The sequence below is a fragment of the Streptomyces lomondensis genome (assembly GCF_014651035.1).
Taxonomy (GTDB): domain Bacteria; phylum Actinomycetota; class Actinomycetes; order Streptomycetales; family Streptomycetaceae; genus Streptomyces; species Streptomyces lomondensis.
The window spans coordinates 60,799-76,012 of sequence record NZ_BMWC01000006.1 but is presented as its reverse complement, the minus strand read 5'-3'; the positions used below and the strand labels follow the sequence as shown (position 1 = coordinate 76,012).

Sequence of the window (15,214 nt, the reverse complement as noted above, 5' to 3'; positions counted from 1 at the left end):
TTCGAACCGCTGTGCCACGGACCGGAGTTGCACAGTGCGCGAAGCAACCGTCCGTAGGTCGCAACGAGGGCATCGTACCTGCGGGGGCGGCGCGCCCGTAGGGGGCGTCACGGGCTGTTCGGCGAGGTGGGAGCGGATGCGGCGCGCGCTGAATGGTGACCGAGGGTGAGCGTCTTACGCCGCGCGGCGTCCGGAAAACCGGAGGAGGACAGAACGAAGCCCCCGATCACGGGGGAACAACCGGGGGCTTCGCGTCAGTGGGCGGCTCCGAATGGCCGCACATTGAGAACGTAAGTCCTGTACGGCCCCCCGGTCAAGCCGAGTTGAAGCACTCCGGCGACTTGTCCCGCAAGGCCCTTCACAAGTTCAGCACACTGCGGGCGGCTCGTCACCCTGAGTGAGGGACTGGTCCGGTCCAAGTGGTCCCGGCAGGCCCGGGAGCCACCTCGTACCCCTTCTCTCGCTGTCGCACCAGGAGGTCGGCGAACGGCCGGGAGGGATCGTCGGCGAAATGCCGGCGTTCCGCCGGGACCCATCCGTCCCAGAACTCCCGCTGCTCCTCCCCGTCCCGTGAGCGTCCCCGCGTCCAGGCCTCCTCGCACGGCAGCTCCATCCACAGCAGCAGGGCCAGGTGGGGGCGGAGCGCCCGGCGTCCGGCGCCGACGCCCTCCATGAGGACGACCGGGGCGGGTGGGAGAGGACGCGGCGGGCCGAAGCGGCGGGCCCGCCAGTCGTAGGGGGAGTAGTGCGCGGTTCGGCCGTGGGCGAGCGGTTCGACGACCTGGTCCAGGAGGCGTCCGGTCCAGTCGAACAGTTCCTCGTGGCTGGCGATGTCGTCGAGGCGCAGCACCGGCGCGCCGCCCAGGGCCGCGGCCAACTGCTCGGCGAACGTGGTCTTTCCGGAGCCGGCGTGCCCGTCGACGCCGACGAGCCGGACCGGGCCGCAGGAAGGGGAGAGGCGGCGGATCCGGGAGGCCAGGTCGCGCACGGCCGGCCCCGGTGCGGGGCGGAAGGACGGATTCATCTCGCGCAGCACTCTAACGACGGCCCGCCCGGCTCCTGCCACTGGTCGATGCCAATATTGGTGGGCGTGGCGCATGCCGAGGTGCTGGCAGTACCCGGCGGGCTGTGCTCATATGTGCGCACACGCGTGTGCGACCGACCGTGCCACGGACCTGCCCCGCCCCTGCCCGACTCCGACCTCCGGGGGTCCCGCCATGCGCAGAGCCGAACAGCCGTCCCGCAGAACCGTCCTGACCGCCGCGGTCGCCGCCGCCGTCACGGCGAGCGCGGGTCCGGCGGCCGCCGACCCCGAGGTCCCCATGACGACCGACATGACGACCGACACCGCAGACCCCGCCCGGGCGGTCCCGGCCCGCACCGTCGACAACCGGGCCTGGACCTCGTACGGCGACTGGTGCAGTGGCACGGCCAAGGGCACCCGGCCCGTCGCGGGCGCCCGCCCGGGCGTGGTGATCGCGACGCCCGCGGGCACCACCGACTACACGGACCCGCACACCGGCACCACCGCCCCCTGGGAGTACGGCACCTGGACGTCCCCCGCGCACCGGCTCGCCGTCCCCGCCACGGAGGCGATCGTCTCCTGGAACGCGCACACCCCGCCCGGCACCTGGCTCCAGGCCGAGATCGAGGGCACCTACACCGACGGCACCCGCACCCCCTGGTACGTGATGGGCCGCTGGGCGGCCGGCGACCAGGACATCCGGCGCACCTCGGTCGACGGCCAGAGCGACGGCAAGAGCACCGTCTGGACGGACACCCTGGCCCTCGACGACCCGTCGACAGGCCTGCGCCTGGCCTCCTGCCGACTGCGCCTGACCCTGTACCGCAGGCCGGGCGCCAAGGCCACGCCCACCGTGTGGCGGCTCGGCGTGATGGGCTCCGACGTACCCGACCGCTTCACCGTCCCGGCCTCCGAGCCCCGCCTCGCCAGGGAACTGGTCGTCCCGCGGTACTCGCAGGAGATCCACAAGGGCCAGTACCCCGAGTACGACAACGGCGGCGAGGCCTGGTGCAGCCCCACCTCCTCTCAGATGATCATCGAGTACTGGGGCGGCCGGCTCACCCCCGAGCAGCTGTCCTGGGTGGATCCCTCGTACGCCGATCCGCAGGTGTGCCACGCGGCCCGGTTCACCTACGACCACCAGTACGCGGGCTGCGGCAACTGGCCGTTCAACGCCGCCTACGCGGCCACCTTCGAGGACCTCCGGGGCGTGGTCACCCGGCTCGGCTCGCTCACCGACCTGGAGACGCTGATCGCGGCCGGTATCCCGGCCATCACGTCCCAGTCCTTCCTGAAGGAGGAGCTGACCGGCGCCGGGTACGGCACCGCCGGGCACCTGATGACCGTCATCGGCTTCACCGCCGACGGCGACGTGATCGCCAACGACCCCTACGCGGTGAGCAACGAGGCCGTGCGGCGCGTCTACCGGCGGCGCGAATACGAGAACATCTGGCTGCGGACCAAGCGGTACAACGCCTCCGGCAAGGTCGTCTCCGGCACGGGCGGCGTCTGCTACCTGTACTTCCCGGCGCGCCCGACCGCGGCCCAGAGCAAGGCACTGGCGGCCGTCGGCGTGCGCGTGTGACCAAGCTCTCGGCCGCAAATGCCGCTCCGGGTGGCAAGGTGGACGAAACCTCGGGGAAAGTCCGTCCGCACCACCGAACGAGCGAGAAGTCATGACAGCGCACTCCGCCACCGCCGGCCGCGTCCGTACCGGCGGCCCTCAGGAAGACGGCCCGAAGATCGTCGAGCACGTCATGGGCTGGGTCCTGGTCGTGGTCGTCGCGATGCTCGTGACGCAGCTCGGGCTGCTGTGACCTGACCCACGACCCGTCCCTGGGGCCTGCCATACTGCGGATGTCCCGCCCCCGCCCGTGAGACCAGGGTCGAAATTGAATATCAGCCCCCAGCCTGCCGCGCGCCCCAGAGCCCGCGGCACCGAGCGCTCGATGGCGCGCCGTGCCGAACTCATCGCCATCGGGCGGAGGTTGTTCGCCGACACGTCCTACGACGCCCTCTCGATGGACGACATCGCCCGGCAGGCGCACGTCGCCAAGGGGCTGATCTACTACTACTTCCAGTCCAAGCGCGGCTACTACCTGGCCATCATCCAGGACTCGGTCACCGACCTGATCACCTTGGCGGCGAGCGGTCTCGAACTGCCCCCGTTCGACCGTGTCCAGCGCACCATCGACAGCTACCTGCGCTACGCCGAGCACAACCAGGCCGCGTACCGCACGATCGTCAGTGGCGGTGTCGGCTTCGACACCGAGGTGCACGCCATCCGGGACGGGGTGCGCGAGGCCGTGGTCACGACCATCGCCGAGGGGGCGTACGGCCGCGCCGACGTCACCCCGCTGGCGCGCATGGGCCTGCTGTCCTGGGTGTGCAGCGTCGAGGGCGCCACCCTGGAATGGATCGACCGGCCCGAACTGCCCCGCGCGACCATGTGCGAGCTGCTGGTGAAGACGCTCGGCGGCGCCCTGCGCGCGATCGAGGAGCTGGACCCCGCTTACCCGGCCCCGCAGCCGGCGCGCCGGGGCGCGTGAGAAAGGGGCAGAGGGTCCGCCGCGGACCTCCGCCCCTCGCTCCGGGCCCTACTTGATGGCCTTGATCAGCTCGCCGTTGGTCGTGTCGCCGCTCAGCTCCCAGAAGAACGTCCCGCCCAGACCCTGCTGGTTCTTGTAGTTCGTCTTGGTCGCGATGGTCGCCGGGGTGTCGTAACTCCACCAGTCGCCGCCGCACTTGGCGTACGCCGTGCCGGCCACCGTCCCCGTCGCCGGGCATTTGGCCTTGAGCACCTTGTAGTCGTCGATGCCCTGCTCGTACGTGCCCGCCGCCGGGCCGGTCGCAGTGCCGCCCGGGGCCGCCTGGGTGACGCCGGTCCAGCCGCGGCCGTAGAAGCCGATGCCGAGCAGCAGCTTCGAGGCGGGGATGCCGAGGCCCTTGAGCTTCGCGATGGTCGCCGAGCTGTGGTTGTCCGCCTTCGGTATGCCGGAGTACGAGGTCAGCGGCGAGTGCGGGGCCGTCGGGCCGGTGGCGTCCCAGGCGCCGAAGAAGTCGTACGTCATCGGGAGGTACCAGTCGACGTAGGGGGCGGCGCCCGCGTAGTCCGCCGCGTCGATCTTGCCGCCCGGGGTGGCGTCGGCGGTGATCGCCGCGGTGACGAGGTTCTTCGAGCCGAACTTGGCGCGCAGTGCCTGCATCAGGTTCCGGAAGGCCGCCTTGCCGCTGGTGTCGCAGGTGGCGCCGCAGGCGTTGGGGTACTCCCAGTCGATGTCGATGCCGTCGAAGACGTCGGCCCACTTGGAGTTCTCGACGAGGTCGTAGCAGGACTGGGCGAAGGCGGCCGGGTTCTTCGCGGCCTCGCCGAAGCCGCCCGACCAGGTCCAGCCGCCGAAGGACCACAGGACCTTGAGGTTCGGGTGCTTCTGCTTCAGCTTGCGCAGCTGGTTGAAGTTGCCGCGCAGCGGCTGGTCCCAGGTGTCGGCCTTGCCGTCGACGGACTCGGCGGCGGTGTAGGCGCGGTCGGTGGCGGCGTAGGCGTCGCCCATGGCGCACTTGCCGCCGGTGACGTTGCCGAAGGCGTAGTTGATGTGGGTGAGCCTGGCCCCCGATCCGGACGTCTCGATGTTCTTGACGTGGTACTTGCGGTCGTAGGTGCCCCATTCGGTGAAGTACCCGATGACCTTGGAGCCGGCCTTGGCCTGCGGAGCGGCCTTCACGTTCGCGGCGGCCTCCTGAGCCGAGGTCGCCGCGGTGGCGGAGGTGCCCGCGCCGGCCAGCAGACCGGCGCCGAGGACGGCGCAGCAGGCCGCGGACACGACGGCCCGGAAGCGGGAGCGGTGGGGGGTGTGCATCCGGTGTCTCCTTGTGGGGAGAGGGAACGCGCGCCGATTGGCATGAACGCGGTGAATCGGTGGAGCGAAACAGTAGGAGGACTAGACCAGTTAGGTCAATGGTGCGGACCAATTTCCCCGCTCCGGAGGCGCTCGTGCCATTCTTGAAGTGAGCGGTCGTTAACTGGTGACGGGATGCCTCCGATCGGGCATACTCACAGCGCACAGCCGCTGGTCAGCAGCTTCCGCGACCCGGGACTGCAAGCATCGGCCAGGCACCAGAACGACCCGGCGGCGCCGCCCCCACCCACGGGCCCGTCCGCCAGTGCCCGACAGGGAGGAGAGCGTCGCCATGCCCGACCGCGCCCCGCAGCCGGTGGACCGACAACTGCCCACGGAGGAGGCCCGGGACCTGATCTCACTCGTCCGCGACATCGCGCAGCAGGAGATCACCCCGAAGGCGGCCGAGGAGGAGGACGCCGGCCGTTTCCCCCGCGAACTCTTCACCCTGCTCTCGCGCTCCGGCCTGCTCGGCCTGCCCTACGACTCCGAGTACGGCGGCGGCGACCAGCCCTACGAGGTCTACCTCCAGGTCCTGGAGGAACTCGCCGCGGCCCGCCTCACCGTCGGCCTCGGCGTCAGCGTCCACTCCCTGGCCTCCTACGCCCCCGCCGCCTACGGCAGCAAGGAGCAGCAGGTCGAGCACCTGCCCGCGATGCTCGGCGGCGGCCTCCTCGGCGCCTACTGCCTCTCCGAGCCGCACTCCGGATCGGACGCGGCCGCCCTGCGCACCAAGGCCGTGCGGGACGGCGACGACTGGGTGATCACCGGCACCAAGGCCTGGATCACGCACGGCGGGATCGCCGACTTCTACACGGTCATGGCGCGCACCGGCGAGGAGGGCCCGCGCGGCATCACCGCGTTCCTGGTGCCCGGCGACGCGCCGGGGCTGAGCGCCGCGCCGCCCGAGAAGAAGATGGGCATGAAGGGCTCGCCCACCTCCCAGGTCCACTTCGACGGCGTACGGGTCTCCGACGGCCGGCGCATCGGCGAGGAGGGGCAGGGCTTCGCGATCGCCCTGTCGTCCCTCGACTCGGGGCGGCTCGGCATCGCGGCGTGCGCGATCGGCGTGGCACAGGCGGCGCTCGACGAGGCGCTGGCGTACGCGACGCAGAGGCGGCAGTTCGGCAAGCCGATCGCCGACTTCCAGGGGCTCCGCTTCATGCTGGCGGACATGGCGACGCAGATCGAGGCGGGCCGTGCGCTCTACCTCGCGGCGGCCCGACTGCGGGACGCGGGCCGGCCGTTCGCCCGGCAGGCCGCCATGGCCAAGCTGCACTGCACCGACACGGCGATGCGGGTCACCACCGACGCCGTGCAGATCCTCGGCGGCTACGGCTACACCGCCGACTTCCCGGCCGAGCGCTACATGCGCGAGGCCAAGGTGCTGCAGATCGTGGAGGGCACCAACCAGATCCAGCGGATGGTCATCGCCCGCCATCTCGTGGGTCCCGAGGGACGCTGAACTGGTCGAGGCCCCGCCAGGGAGCCGCGAGCCGCATCCACTCCGGGTCGTGCCGACCCGGCAGGGTGCGGCCGCCCTCCGCCCAGGTTCGCATCAAGTCGCGGTAGATCGGCGGGTCCTGATAGCGCGGCGGAGCCGGCCGAACCGATTCTGCGGGCGGCGGGACGAACAGGAGGCGCTGACGCCCGGTCGCTGAGGAGATGGGGGTCATACCAGGGCAACGCGGAAGAGGCCGGACAGGTCACCCGCAGGTGGAATCGGGCGTGCGTTCAGGGATGCCGGTTGTTCGAGCGGCCGGGATCGGTGCACTGCCGCGGCCCCGGGCACACTGAACCGCACCACGGCGGTCTGCGAGCCGTGGTGCAGGGCAGCTACTGGGGTGGAGCGAGCGGGCGAGGAAGGCCCGCGCTCAGGCCGCGTGGCGGCGCATGACCGGGACCCTGATGGGGCGTGAGCCCGGGCCGCCGACGTGCGAGAAGGGCTGGGTCCGCCAGTCGAGCCCCTGAGGGAGCGTCAACAGCAGGGCGGTGTCCTGCTCCTGAGGATCCACGGACTCGTCCGCGGGGCGGGCGTCCGAGGCCCGGCGCCCGGTTCCGGCACAGACCGTGAGGCCGAACGGGTTCCACGGCGAGGCGCACAGCGCGTGCTCCGGCAGCACCTCCTCGTCCGCCAGCAGGGCGATGGGCTGCGCGCAGTCCGGGCAGACGACCCGGAACATCTCGAACGTGTCGTAGGCGTCGAGTTCGTCGTCGAAGGTGTCGGGTTCGACGCCCTCCGGCTCGGGCTCGACGATGAGCTGCTGCCGCTTGGGTGCGGTGCGACCAGGGCGCTTAAGACTCTGCATTGGGTTCTCCCCCTCGGGCTGGGCCGTATCAGGCACTGCGGCCTCGACCACAGCAAGCACTTCCCGTCCCCTCTGGGCGGTAATCACGAGAACATTACGGAGACTGTTCGAGCGCTGTGGCGTTCGTCACATGCCGCACGCAGGTGCCCACTGCGGCGGATTTGTCCCCCGCAAGGCTGACAGTCGTCTTCCGGCCACATCACGAACCGGGCATGACCTGCGCCCTTCAGGTATCCGAGGAGATCAACCGCACTGTAGGTTCTTGCGCCATGGAGGAGCTGGACCGACAGATCGTGCAGCTGCTCGTCAAGGACGGGCGGATGAGCTACACCGACCTGGGCAAGGCCACGGGCTTGTCCACCTCGGCCGTGCACCAGCGGGTGCGGCGGCTGGAACAGCGGGGTGTCATCCGCGGTTACGCCGCGGTCGTCGATCCCGAGGCGGTGGGGCTGCCCATGACGGCGTTCATCTCGGTGAAGCCGTTCGATCCCAGTGCGCCGGACGACATCGCGGACCGGCTGGCCGGTGTGCCGGAGATCGAGGCGTGCCACAGCGTGGCGGGGGACGAGAACTACATCCTCAAGGTGCGGGTCTCCACGCCGCACGAGCTGGAGGAGTTGCTGGCGCGGGTGCGGTCGTTGGCGGGGGTGTCCACGCGGACGACCGTGGTGTTGTCCACGCCGTATGAGGCGCGGCCGCCCAGGATCTGACCGGTGGTTCCACCCCTTCGCGGGGCGTGGAAGCGGGGCCTGTGAAACTGTGCTCCATGAGTGAGTCCCGTACGCCGCCCCAGACCGTTCTTCTCCGTCGCGGGGAGGTCCACAGCCCCGCTGATCCGTTCGCCACCGCGATGGTCGTGGAGCGGGGGCAGGTCGCCTGGGTGGGATCGGAAGGGGCCGCTGACGCCTTTGCCGACGGTGTGGACGAGGTGGTCGACCTCGACGGAGCACTGGTCACGCCGGCGTTCACCGATGCGCATGTGCATACGACCGCCACGGGTCTCGCCCTGACCGGGCTCGACCTGTCGAACGCCCCGTCCCTCGAAGCCGCCCTCGCCCTCGTACGGGACTTCGCCGCCGCCCGCCCCGACGACCGCGTGCTGCTCGGGCACGGGTGGGACGCCGCCCGCTGGCCCGGCGGCCGACCCCCGACGCGGGCCGAACTCGACGAGGCCACCGGTCACCGGCCCCTCTACCTCAGCCGGATCGACGTCCACTCGGCGGTCGTCACGACCGCCCTGCTCGACCTGGTCCCGGGGGTCACCCGGGAGGACGGGCCCCTCACCGCCGACGCCCATCACGCCGTGCGCGCCGCCGCGTTCGCCGCCGTCACGCCCCAGCAGCGCACCGACGCCCAGCGCGCCGCCCTGGCGCACGCCGTCTCGCTCGGCATCGGCACGGTCCACGAGTGCGCCGGCCCGGAGATCTCCTCCGAGGACGACTTCACGGGCCTGCTGCGCCTCGCCGCCGAGGAGCCCGGCCCACGCGTCGTCGGCTACTGGGCCGAGCAGGACGTCGCCAAGGCGCGGGAGCTGGGCGCGCTCGGCGCCGCGGGCGACCTGTTCGTCGACGGCGCCCTCGGCTCGCACACGGCCTGCCTGCACCAGCCGTACGCCGACGCCGGGCACACCGGCAGGGCGTACCTGGACGCCGCCGCGGTCGCCGCGCACGTGGTCGCCTGCACCGAGGCGGGTCTCCAGGCCGGCTTCCACGCCATCGGCGACGCGGCCGTCGACACCGTGGTGGAGGGCGTGCGCGCCGCCGCCGAGAAGCTGGGTCTCGCCCGGATCCGGGCCGCCCGGCACCGCGTCGAACACGCCGAGATGCTCACGCCGGAGAGCGTCGCCGCCTTCGCCGAACTCGGCCTCACCGCTTCCGTCCAGCCCGCCTTCGACGCCCTGTGGGGGGGTGCGGACGGCATGTACGCGCAGCGGCTCGGGACGGCGCGGGCTCGTGCTCTGAACCCCTTCGCGGCCCTGCTGCGGGCCGGTGTGCCGCTCGCGTTCGGCTCCGACAGCCCGGTCACCCCGCTCGACCCGTGGGGCACCGTCCGGGCCGCCGCCTTCCACCGCACGCCGGAGCACCGCGTCTCCGTACGCGCCGCGTTCACGGCGCACACGCGCGGCGGCTGGCGGGCCGTCGGACGCGACGACGCGGGCGTCCTGGTCCCGGGCGCCCCCGCCGACTACGCCGTGTGGCGCACCGGCGAACTCGTCGTCCAGGCGCCGGACGACCGGGTCGCCCGCTGGTCGACGGACCCCCGCTCGGGCACCCCGGGCCTGCCCGACCTGACCCCGGGCCGTGACCTGCCCGTTTGCCTGCGCACCGTGGTGGGCGGACGCACGGTCTTCGTAGGGCCGGGCGAGTGATCTACGGGGGTGGCGCGCATGCGATCGTGCGCCGAGCCCCCGGCGCGCGACCTGCGCATCCTCCGCCCTGACCAGGGCTTTGCCGCGAGATGCGCAGGTCAAACGGCTGTTGACAGGCGGGCGCGGGGGGCCGGTAGGTTCGGCCGAGTCCACCACCGGACGCCCGACCGGGGACCGTCCGCGCACTCGCCGCAGCGCCGCCGGGTCAGGGACGGTGTGCCGCACCGGAGCACCGCCACTGGGAGCCAGGCTCAGGCCGGCGCAGCGCCGAGGGAACGTTCCGGCCGGTCGGGGAGGTGTGACCCGGGTGGGGCCCGGGCGCTCAGTAGACAACGGCTTTCGGCCGATCCGCAGCCAGCGGGTCCCAGGTCGGCCCGAAGGGCGCCGGGCCCCCATCCGCCGTACGCTCGCACCCGGGGGCGCGCTCTTACCCGCGTCTTGCCGATTCGACACCACCATTCGAACGTCCTGTCACGTCATCGCAGGCCGGGCCCACTATGGTGGACCTCTGCGTATGGACATGAAGGGGCAGCAGTGAACGACGGCGACGGAACCCTCGCGGCAGGAGCCCAGGGGAGGAAGTTCGGCCCGCTCGGCACGGCCTTGGTGATCATCCCGACCTACAACGAGGCGGAGAACATCAAGAGCATCGTCGGCCGGGTACGCAAGGCCGTCCCCGAGGCGCACGTGCTCGTGGCCGACGACAACAGCCCGGACGGCACGGGCAAGCTGGCCGACGAGCTCGCCGTCGAGGACGACCACGTCCACGTGCTGCACCGCAAGGGCAAGGAGGGCCTGGGCGCCGCCTACCTCGCGGGCTTCCGCTGGGGCCTGGAGCGCGACTACGGCGTGCTGGTCGAGATGGACGCCGACGGCTCCCACCAGCCCGAGGAACTGCCCCGTCTGCTCACCGCCCTCAAGAGCGCCGACCTGGTGCTCGGCTCGCGCTGGGTGCCGGGGGGCCGGGTGGTGAACTGGCCCAAGTCCCGCGAGGTGATCTCCCGGGGCGGCAGCCTCTACTCCCGGCTGGCGCTCGACCTGCCGCTGCGCGACATCACCGGCGGCTACCGTGCCTTCCGCCGCGAGACCCTGGAGGGCCTCGGCCTCGACGAGGTCGCCTCGCAGGGCTACTGCTTCCAGGTCGACCTCGCCCGCCGCGCGGTCAAGGCCGGCTACCACGTCGTCGAGGTGCCCATCACCTTCGTCGAGCGCGAACTCGGCGACTCCAAGATGAGCCGCGACATCCTCGTCGAGGCACTGTGGCGGGTCACGGCGTGGGGCGTGGGGGAGCGGGTCTCCAAGGTCACAGGGCGCGGCGGCAAGCCGTCGAAGTCCTAGCCGGTTCCGGGCCGGGGCTCACAGGAACGCCTGATCGTGGCCTTATCCCGTGATGAGCCGGGGCCAGGCACACTGGAAGCATGACGACTGGAGCTCAGACCCCCAGGTACCCCGCCCGGCCCCGGCGCTCCCGGCTGCGCACGTTCCTGCCGCTGGGCATCGCCGCGTGGCTCGTGCTGGAGATCTGGCTGCTCACGGTGGTCGCGGGCGCGTCGAACGGGCTGGTGGTGTTCCTCGTCCTGCTCGCGGGCTTCGTGCTCGGCTCGATCGTCATCAAGCGGGCCGGCCGGCGCGCCTTCCGCAAGCTCTCCGAGGCGCTGCAACAGCAGCAGAGCGGTGTGATGCCCGCGGCGGCCCGGCCGAACAGCGAGGGCAACGGCCTGATGATGCTGGGCGGTCTGCTGCTGATGATCCCCGGCCTGGTGTCGGACGCGGTGGGGCTGCTCCTGCTGCTCCCCCCGGTCCAGAAGGCCGTGAGCCGCTCCGCCGAGCGCACCTTCGAGCGCAAGCTCCGCGAAGCCGACCCCGGCACCCTCGGCGGTGCCTTCCAGCAGGCCCGGATGCAGCGCCCCGACGGCAAGGTCGTCCAGGGCGAGGTCGTCAGGGACGAGCCGGGGGACGCCCCGCAGGGGCCGCGTCCGCCGCTGACCCACTGAGCAGGCCGCTGACCCACTGAGAAACCGGGACATGCAGAAAACCGCGGGCGCCGTACTCACGTACGGCGCCCGCGGTCACTGACGCGCTGTTATTCCGGCCAGGCCCCGGAGGGACTATGCCGACTTGCGGCTGTCCCGGGGATGAACAGCGATGTTCATCGCTCCGGAGCGCAGAACCGCCAGACGCTCCTCGAGGACCTCTTCGAGTTCCTCGCGGGTGCGCCGCTCCATCAGCATGTCCCAATGCGTACGCGCGGGCTTGGCCTTCTTCTCTTCCGGGCCGTCGCCGTCCACCAGGAGTGCCTGGGCCCCGCAGACCTTGCACTCCCACTCCGGCGGGATCTCCGCCTCGACCGAGAAGGGCATCTCGAAGCGGTGCCCCTTCTCGCATGCGTACTCCACGGCCTGGCGCGGGGCCAGGTCGATGCCGCGGTCCGTCTCGTAGCTGGTCACCACGAGGCGCGTGCCGCGAAGAGCTCGCTCACTCATGAATCGTGCCTCCCGGGCTTGTCGCCCACAGGACAGGTGTCGCTGTCGTCGTCATCCGGTCAACGTCCGGTCGGCAATAAAGATTCCCGTTCCGGGTCCCGTTCCGGGTCATGCGTCGCCGTCGTAGCCGCCCTTGTTGTACCCACCAGCGCCCGGTTTGTCACATCTGCTAGCAGATGTGACCCAGCGTTTCGGCATCTTTGACGCGCAGTAACGGTACGCCTGGCAGGCCAAACGCGTACACTACAGCTCTTTCGCGCCGAGTGCTAAATCCTGTCAGGAACGGGATTCCCGGCCTCCGCAATCGCACGCCGTACCGGAACCCGGGCGAGCAGGGCGAATCCGAGGACGAAGAAGGCCACCAGCGAGATGATCGCGTCCCGGTAGCTCCCCGTGACCTGGTAGGTGATCCCGAACAGCAGCGGCCCGAGCCAGCTCATCCCGCGGTCGCTCATCTCGTAAGCGGAGAAGTATTCGGCCTCCTTGCCGGGCGGGACCAGATGGGAGAACAGGGAGCGGGACAGCGCCTGGCTGCCGCCGAGGACCAGGCCGATGCCGGCGGCCAGGACGAAGAACCAGACCGGTGCCCCGGCGGGCAGGAAGTACCCGGCCGCCAGCGTCGCCGTCCACGCGACCAGCGAGCCGAGGATCGTGCGCTTGGCCCCGTACGCCCGGGCCAGCCGGCCCATCGTCAGCGCGCCCGCCACCGCCAGCACCTGCACCAGCAGCACGGCGCCGATGAGGGTGGACTGCCCCAGGCCCAGTTCCTCGGAGCCGTAGACCGAGGCCTGGGAGATCACGGTCTGGATGCCGTCGTTGTAGACGAGGTAGGCGAGCAGGAAGCCCAGCGTCAGCGGGTGGCGGCGCATGTCGCGTACGGTCGCGGCGAGCTGCCGGAAGCCCGGGACGGCCGCCTCCCGGGCGGTGGCCCTGCGATCGCGCAGCCTGCTCAGCGGGATCAGGGCGAAGGCGCCCCACCACAGGCCGGCCGACGCCAGGCAGATACGGACCGCCGTGCTCTCGGAGACGCCGAAGCTGTCGTGCCCGGTGTAGAGGACCAGGTTGGCGACGAGGACCAGCGAGCCCGCCGCGTACCCGAAGGCCCAGCCCCGGGAGGACACCGCGTCCCGTTGCTCCGGAGGGGCGATCTGCGGCAGGTAGGAGTTGTAGAGCATCATCGCCACCGACTGCGCGGCGTTCGCGACGATCAGGAGCAGCCCGCCGAGCAGATAGCGGTCGCCGTCCAGGAAGAACATGGCCGTCGTGGCCGTGGCACCGACGTAGGCGGCCGCCGCCAGCAGGGGCTTCTTGCGGCCGGTGCGGTCGGCGGCGGCGCCCACCAGCGGCATCACCAGCACGGCCACGATCACCGACACGGACACCGAGTACGCGAAGAAGGACCCGGCGCGCACCGGGATCCCGAGCGGGTGGACGTACCCGCCGGCATCGGCCGCCGACTCGGCGACCGACGTCAGATAGGGGCCGAGGAAGACGGTGAGCACGCTCGTCGAGTAGACGGAGCACGCCCAGTCGTAGAAGTACCAGCCCCGCTGCTCGCGTCTGAGCTCGGCGGCCCCGTCGTCCGCCGGTGTCCGCACGGTGTCGGTGCCCACCCGTGCCCTCGCTTCCCCGTGCAACGCGCGAAGGCGCCGGGCCCGGGGTCTCAGACCCAGACGCCGCGGTCCTCCATGACCTTGCGCAACGTGTCGATGTGATCGGTCATGATGCCATCCACGCCGAGGTCGAGAAGCCGGTGCATGCTCTCGGGGTCGTTTACGGTCCACACATGCACCTGGAGGCCGCGCGCGTGGGCGGTGCGGACGAAGCGGTGGTCCACGACCTGGATGCCGGACTGGATCTCGGGGACCTGGGCGGCGACCGCCGAGCTGCGCACCGCGGCCGGCAGGCCCCAGGAGCGCAGCCGCAGGTTGAGCACGCCGCGGGTGCCGTACGACGTGGCCAGGCGCGGACCGGCCAGCCGCTGGGCGCGCACCACCCGTGCCTCGGAGAACGAGCCGAGGCAGATCCGGTCCCAGGAGTTCGTGCGCCCGACCAGGTCCAGGAACGGCAGCAGGGCGGCCTCCGCCTTGACGTCGACGTTCCAGCGCACGTCGGGGAAGGTCTCCAGGAGTTCCTCGAAGAGGGGCAGGGGCTCCTCGCCCGCCACGCGTGCCTGCCGTACCTCCTGCCACGGCAGGTCGGCGATCCGGCCCGCGCCGTCCGTCACCCGGTCCAGGGTCGCGTCGTGGAAGGCGACCAGCTTGCCGTCCCGGGTGGTGTGGACGTCGGTCTCGATGTACCGGTAGCCCGCCTCGACGGCGCACCGGAACTGCCGCACCGTGTTCTCCAGGCCGGCCGCGGCCCCGCCCCGGTGGGCGAAGGCGATCGGGCCGGGATGGTCGAGGTAGGGGTGCCGTATCCGCGGGGTCACGGACGCAGTATCGCTCGTTCTGGTTGACCGGTGGCAACGACCGTGCTGCCGCCGAATGCCGGGGGGACGGCGAACACACGCAGGAACAGCTGCGCGAGCGGGCCGATCGCCACCGCGTACAGCAGGGTGCCGACCCCGACGGTGCCGCCCAGGGCGAAGCCGGTCGCCACGACCGTCAGCTCGATGCCCGTGCGCACCAGCCGGATCGAGACGCCCGTGAGCTGGTGCAGCCCGGTCATCAGGCCGTCACGCGGGCCCGGGCCGAAGCGCGCCGCGATGTACAGGCCGGTCGCCGCGCCGTTCAGGACGATCCCCGCCACCATCAGGGTCACCCGGAGCACCCAGCCCTGGGCGTCGGGCACCAGCGCCAGCGTCGCGTCCATCGCCATGCCGATGACCAGCACGTTCGAGATCGTGCCCAGACCCGGCCGCTGGCGCAGCGGGATCCACGCGAGCAGCACCGCCGCGCCGACGATGGTCAGCACCACGCCGATCGACAGCCCCGTCCGCTCGGCGAGGCCCTGGTGCAGTACGTTCCACGGCTCCAGGCCGAGCCCCGACCGCACGAGCAGCGCCGAACTCGCGCCGTACAGCGCGAGACCGACGTAGAGCTGGGTGAGTCGCCGGGCGAGACGCCCCCGCGTGGACATGATGTGCCCCCCTGTGGTGGTAGTGGACTGATGCATGACACCCTGTGGCT

The 15,214-nt window shown here is 71.5% G+C and carries 14 protein-coding genes and 1 pseudogene; 8 read left to right on the top strand and 7 right to left on the bottom strand.

All coding sequences use genetic code 11. The annotated features are described in order from the left end of the window. Nucleotides 1-366: 366 nt before the first annotated feature. Nucleotides 367-1,024 (bottom strand): annotated as a pseudogene (locus tag IE255_RS21110) (uridine kinase family protein). Between the two features lie 193 nt (nt 1,025-1,217). Between IE255_RS21110 and IE255_RS21105 the strand changes: the two are divergent. The 3 genes from IE255_RS21105 to IE255_RS21095 all read left to right on the top strand — a co-directional run bounded on the left by IE255_RS21105 (nt 1,218) and on the right by IE255_RS21095 (nt 3,573). Further along, nucleotides 1,218-2,609, top strand: coding sequence for a C39 family peptidase (locus tag IE255_RS21105; RefSeq protein ID WP_190051916.1), 1,392 nt, complete (start codon nt 1,218-1,220; stop codon nt 2,607-2,609). Between the two features lie 91 nt (nt 2,610-2,700). Further along, on the top strand, nt 2,701-2,841 hold the full coding sequence (locus IE255_RS21100) for an SCO1431 family membrane protein (RefSeq protein WP_190051915.1): 141 nt from the start codon (nt 2,701-2,703) through the stop codon (nt 2,839-2,841). A 75-nt stretch (nt 2,842-2,916) separates the two neighbouring features. Further along, the gene (locus tag IE255_RS21095) at nt 2,917-3,573 is read left to right on the top strand and encodes a TetR/AcrR family transcriptional regulator (RefSeq protein WP_190051914.1); all 657 of its coding nucleotides are present in this window, start codon (nt 2,917-2,919) and stop codon (nt 3,571-3,573) included. 48 nt (nt 3,574-3,621) lie between these two features. Here the strand turns inward: IE255_RS21095 and IE255_RS21090 are convergent, their stop codons facing one another. Then, nucleotides 3,622-4,884 carry a glycoside hydrolase family 18 protein gene (locus tag IE255_RS21090; protein WP_190051913.1) on the bottom strand — a complete coding sequence of 421 codons (1,263 nt, stop codon included), beginning with the start codon at nt 4,882-4,884 and terminating at the stop codon, nt 3,622-3,624. 331 nt (nt 4,885-5,215) lie between these two features. Here IE255_RS21090 and IE255_RS21085 point away from each other — a divergent pair, with 331 nt between their 5' ends. Then, a complete protein-coding gene (locus IE255_RS21085; protein WP_190051912.1) occupies nt 5,216-6,388 on the top strand; it encodes an acyl-CoA dehydrogenase family protein in 1,173 nt (390 codons plus the stop codon). A gap of 409 nt (nt 6,389-6,797) precedes the next feature. On the opposite strand, the gene IE255_RS21080 is transcribed toward IE255_RS21085, so the two are convergent. Next, nucleotides 6,798-7,232, bottom strand: a complete 435-nt coding sequence (locus tag IE255_RS21080) for a hypothetical protein (RefSeq protein ID WP_190051911.1) — start codon at nt 7,230-7,232, stop codon at nt 6,798-6,800. Nucleotides 7,233-7,501: 269 nt separating this feature from the next. Between IE255_RS21080 and IE255_RS21075 the strand changes: the two genes are divergently transcribed. From IE255_RS21075 to fxsA, 4 genes are all read left to right on the top strand, one after another. Next, nucleotides 7,502-7,942 carry an Lrp/AsnC family transcriptional regulator gene (locus IE255_RS21075; RefSeq protein ID WP_030867874.1) on the top strand — a complete coding sequence of 147 codons (441 nt, stop codon included), beginning with the start codon at nt 7,502-7,504 and terminating at the stop codon, nt 7,940-7,942. 56 nt (nt 7,943-7,998) lie between these two features. After that, nucleotides 7,999-9,600, top strand: coding sequence for an amidohydrolase (locus tag IE255_RS21070; protein WP_190051910.1), 1,602 nt, complete (start codon nt 7,999-8,001; stop codon nt 9,598-9,600). 534 nt (nt 9,601-10,134) lie between these two features. Next, on the top strand, nt 10,135-10,938 hold the full coding sequence (locus IE255_RS21065; RefSeq protein ID WP_190051909.1) for a polyprenol monophosphomannose synthase: 804 nt from the start codon (nt 10,135-10,137) through the stop codon (nt 10,936-10,938). Nucleotides 10,939-11,018: 80 nt separating this feature from the next. Next, a complete protein-coding gene (fxsA, locus tag IE255_RS21060) occupies nt 11,019-11,594 on the top strand; it encodes an FxsA family membrane protein (protein WP_190051908.1) in 576 nt (191 codons plus the stop codon). A 114-nt stretch (nt 11,595-11,708) separates the two neighbouring features. Here the strand turns inward: fxsA and IE255_RS21055 are convergent, their stop codons facing one another. The 4 genes from IE255_RS21055 to yczE form a co-directional block, all read right to left on the bottom strand. Further along, nucleotides 11,709-12,083, bottom strand: a complete 375-nt coding sequence (locus tag IE255_RS21055) for an RNA polymerase-binding protein RbpA (RefSeq protein WP_003977404.1) — start codon at nt 12,081-12,083, stop codon at nt 11,709-11,711. A 266-nt stretch (nt 12,084-12,349) separates the two neighbouring features. Further along, on the bottom strand, nt 12,350-13,696 hold the full coding sequence (locus IE255_RS21050) for an MFS transporter (RefSeq protein WP_190051907.1): 1,347 nt from the start codon (nt 13,694-13,696) through the stop codon (nt 12,350-12,352). Between the two features lie 50 nt (nt 13,697-13,746). Further along, the gene (locus tag IE255_RS21045; RefSeq protein WP_190051906.1) at nt 13,747-14,514 is read right to left on the bottom strand and encodes a glycerophosphodiester phosphodiesterase family protein; all 768 of its coding nucleotides are present in this window, start codon (nt 14,512-14,514) and stop codon (nt 13,747-13,749) included. Next, on the bottom strand, nt 14,511-15,200 hold the full coding sequence (gene yczE / locus IE255_RS21040) for a membrane protein YczE (protein ID WP_190051905.1): 690 nt from the start codon (nt 15,198-15,200) through the stop codon (nt 14,511-14,513). The genes IE255_RS21045 and yczE overlap by 4 nt, the downstream gene beginning before the upstream one ends. Between the last annotated feature and the right edge of the window lie 14 nt (nt 15,201-15,214).

Excerpts from the sequence above, each read along its gene's own strand:
- IE255_RS21105 (WP_190051916.1), top strand. The coding sequence starts at position 1,218 with ATGCGCAGAGCCGAACAGCCGTCCCGCAGAACCGTCCTGACCGCCGCG.
- IE255_RS21100 (WP_190051915.1), top strand. The coding sequence starts at position 2,701 with ATGACAGCGCACTCCGCCACCGCCGGCCGCGTCCGTACCGGCGGCCCT.
- IE255_RS21090 (WP_190051913.1), bottom strand. The coding sequence starts at position 4,884 with ATGCACACCCCCCACCGCTCCCGCTTCCGGGCCGTCGTGTCCGCGGCC.
- IE255_RS21085 (WP_190051912.1), top strand. The coding sequence starts at position 5,216 with ATGCCCGACCGCGCCCCGCAGCCGGTGGACCGACAACTGCCCACGGAG.
- IE255_RS21080 (WP_190051911.1), bottom strand. The coding sequence starts at position 7,232 with ATGCAGAGTCTTAAGCGCCCTGGTCGCACCGCACCCAAGCGGCAGCAG.
- IE255_RS21075 (WP_030867874.1), top strand. The coding sequence starts at position 7,502 with ATGGAGGAGCTGGACCGACAGATCGTGCAGCTGCTCGTCAAGGACGGG.
- IE255_RS21070 (WP_190051910.1), top strand. The coding sequence starts at position 7,999 with ATGAGTGAGTCCCGTACGCCGCCCCAGACCGTTCTTCTCCGTCGCGGG.
- fxsA (WP_190051908.1), top strand. The coding sequence starts at position 11,019 with ATGACGACTGGAGCTCAGACCCCCAGGTACCCCGCCCGGCCCCGGCGC.
- IE255_RS21055 (WP_003977404.1), bottom strand. The coding sequence starts at position 12,083 with ATGAGTGAGCGAGCTCTTCGCGGCACGCGCCTCGTGGTGACCAGCTAC.
- yczE (WP_190051905.1), bottom strand. The coding sequence starts at position 15,200 with ATGCATCAGTCCACTACCACCACAGGGGGGCACATCATGTCCACGCGG.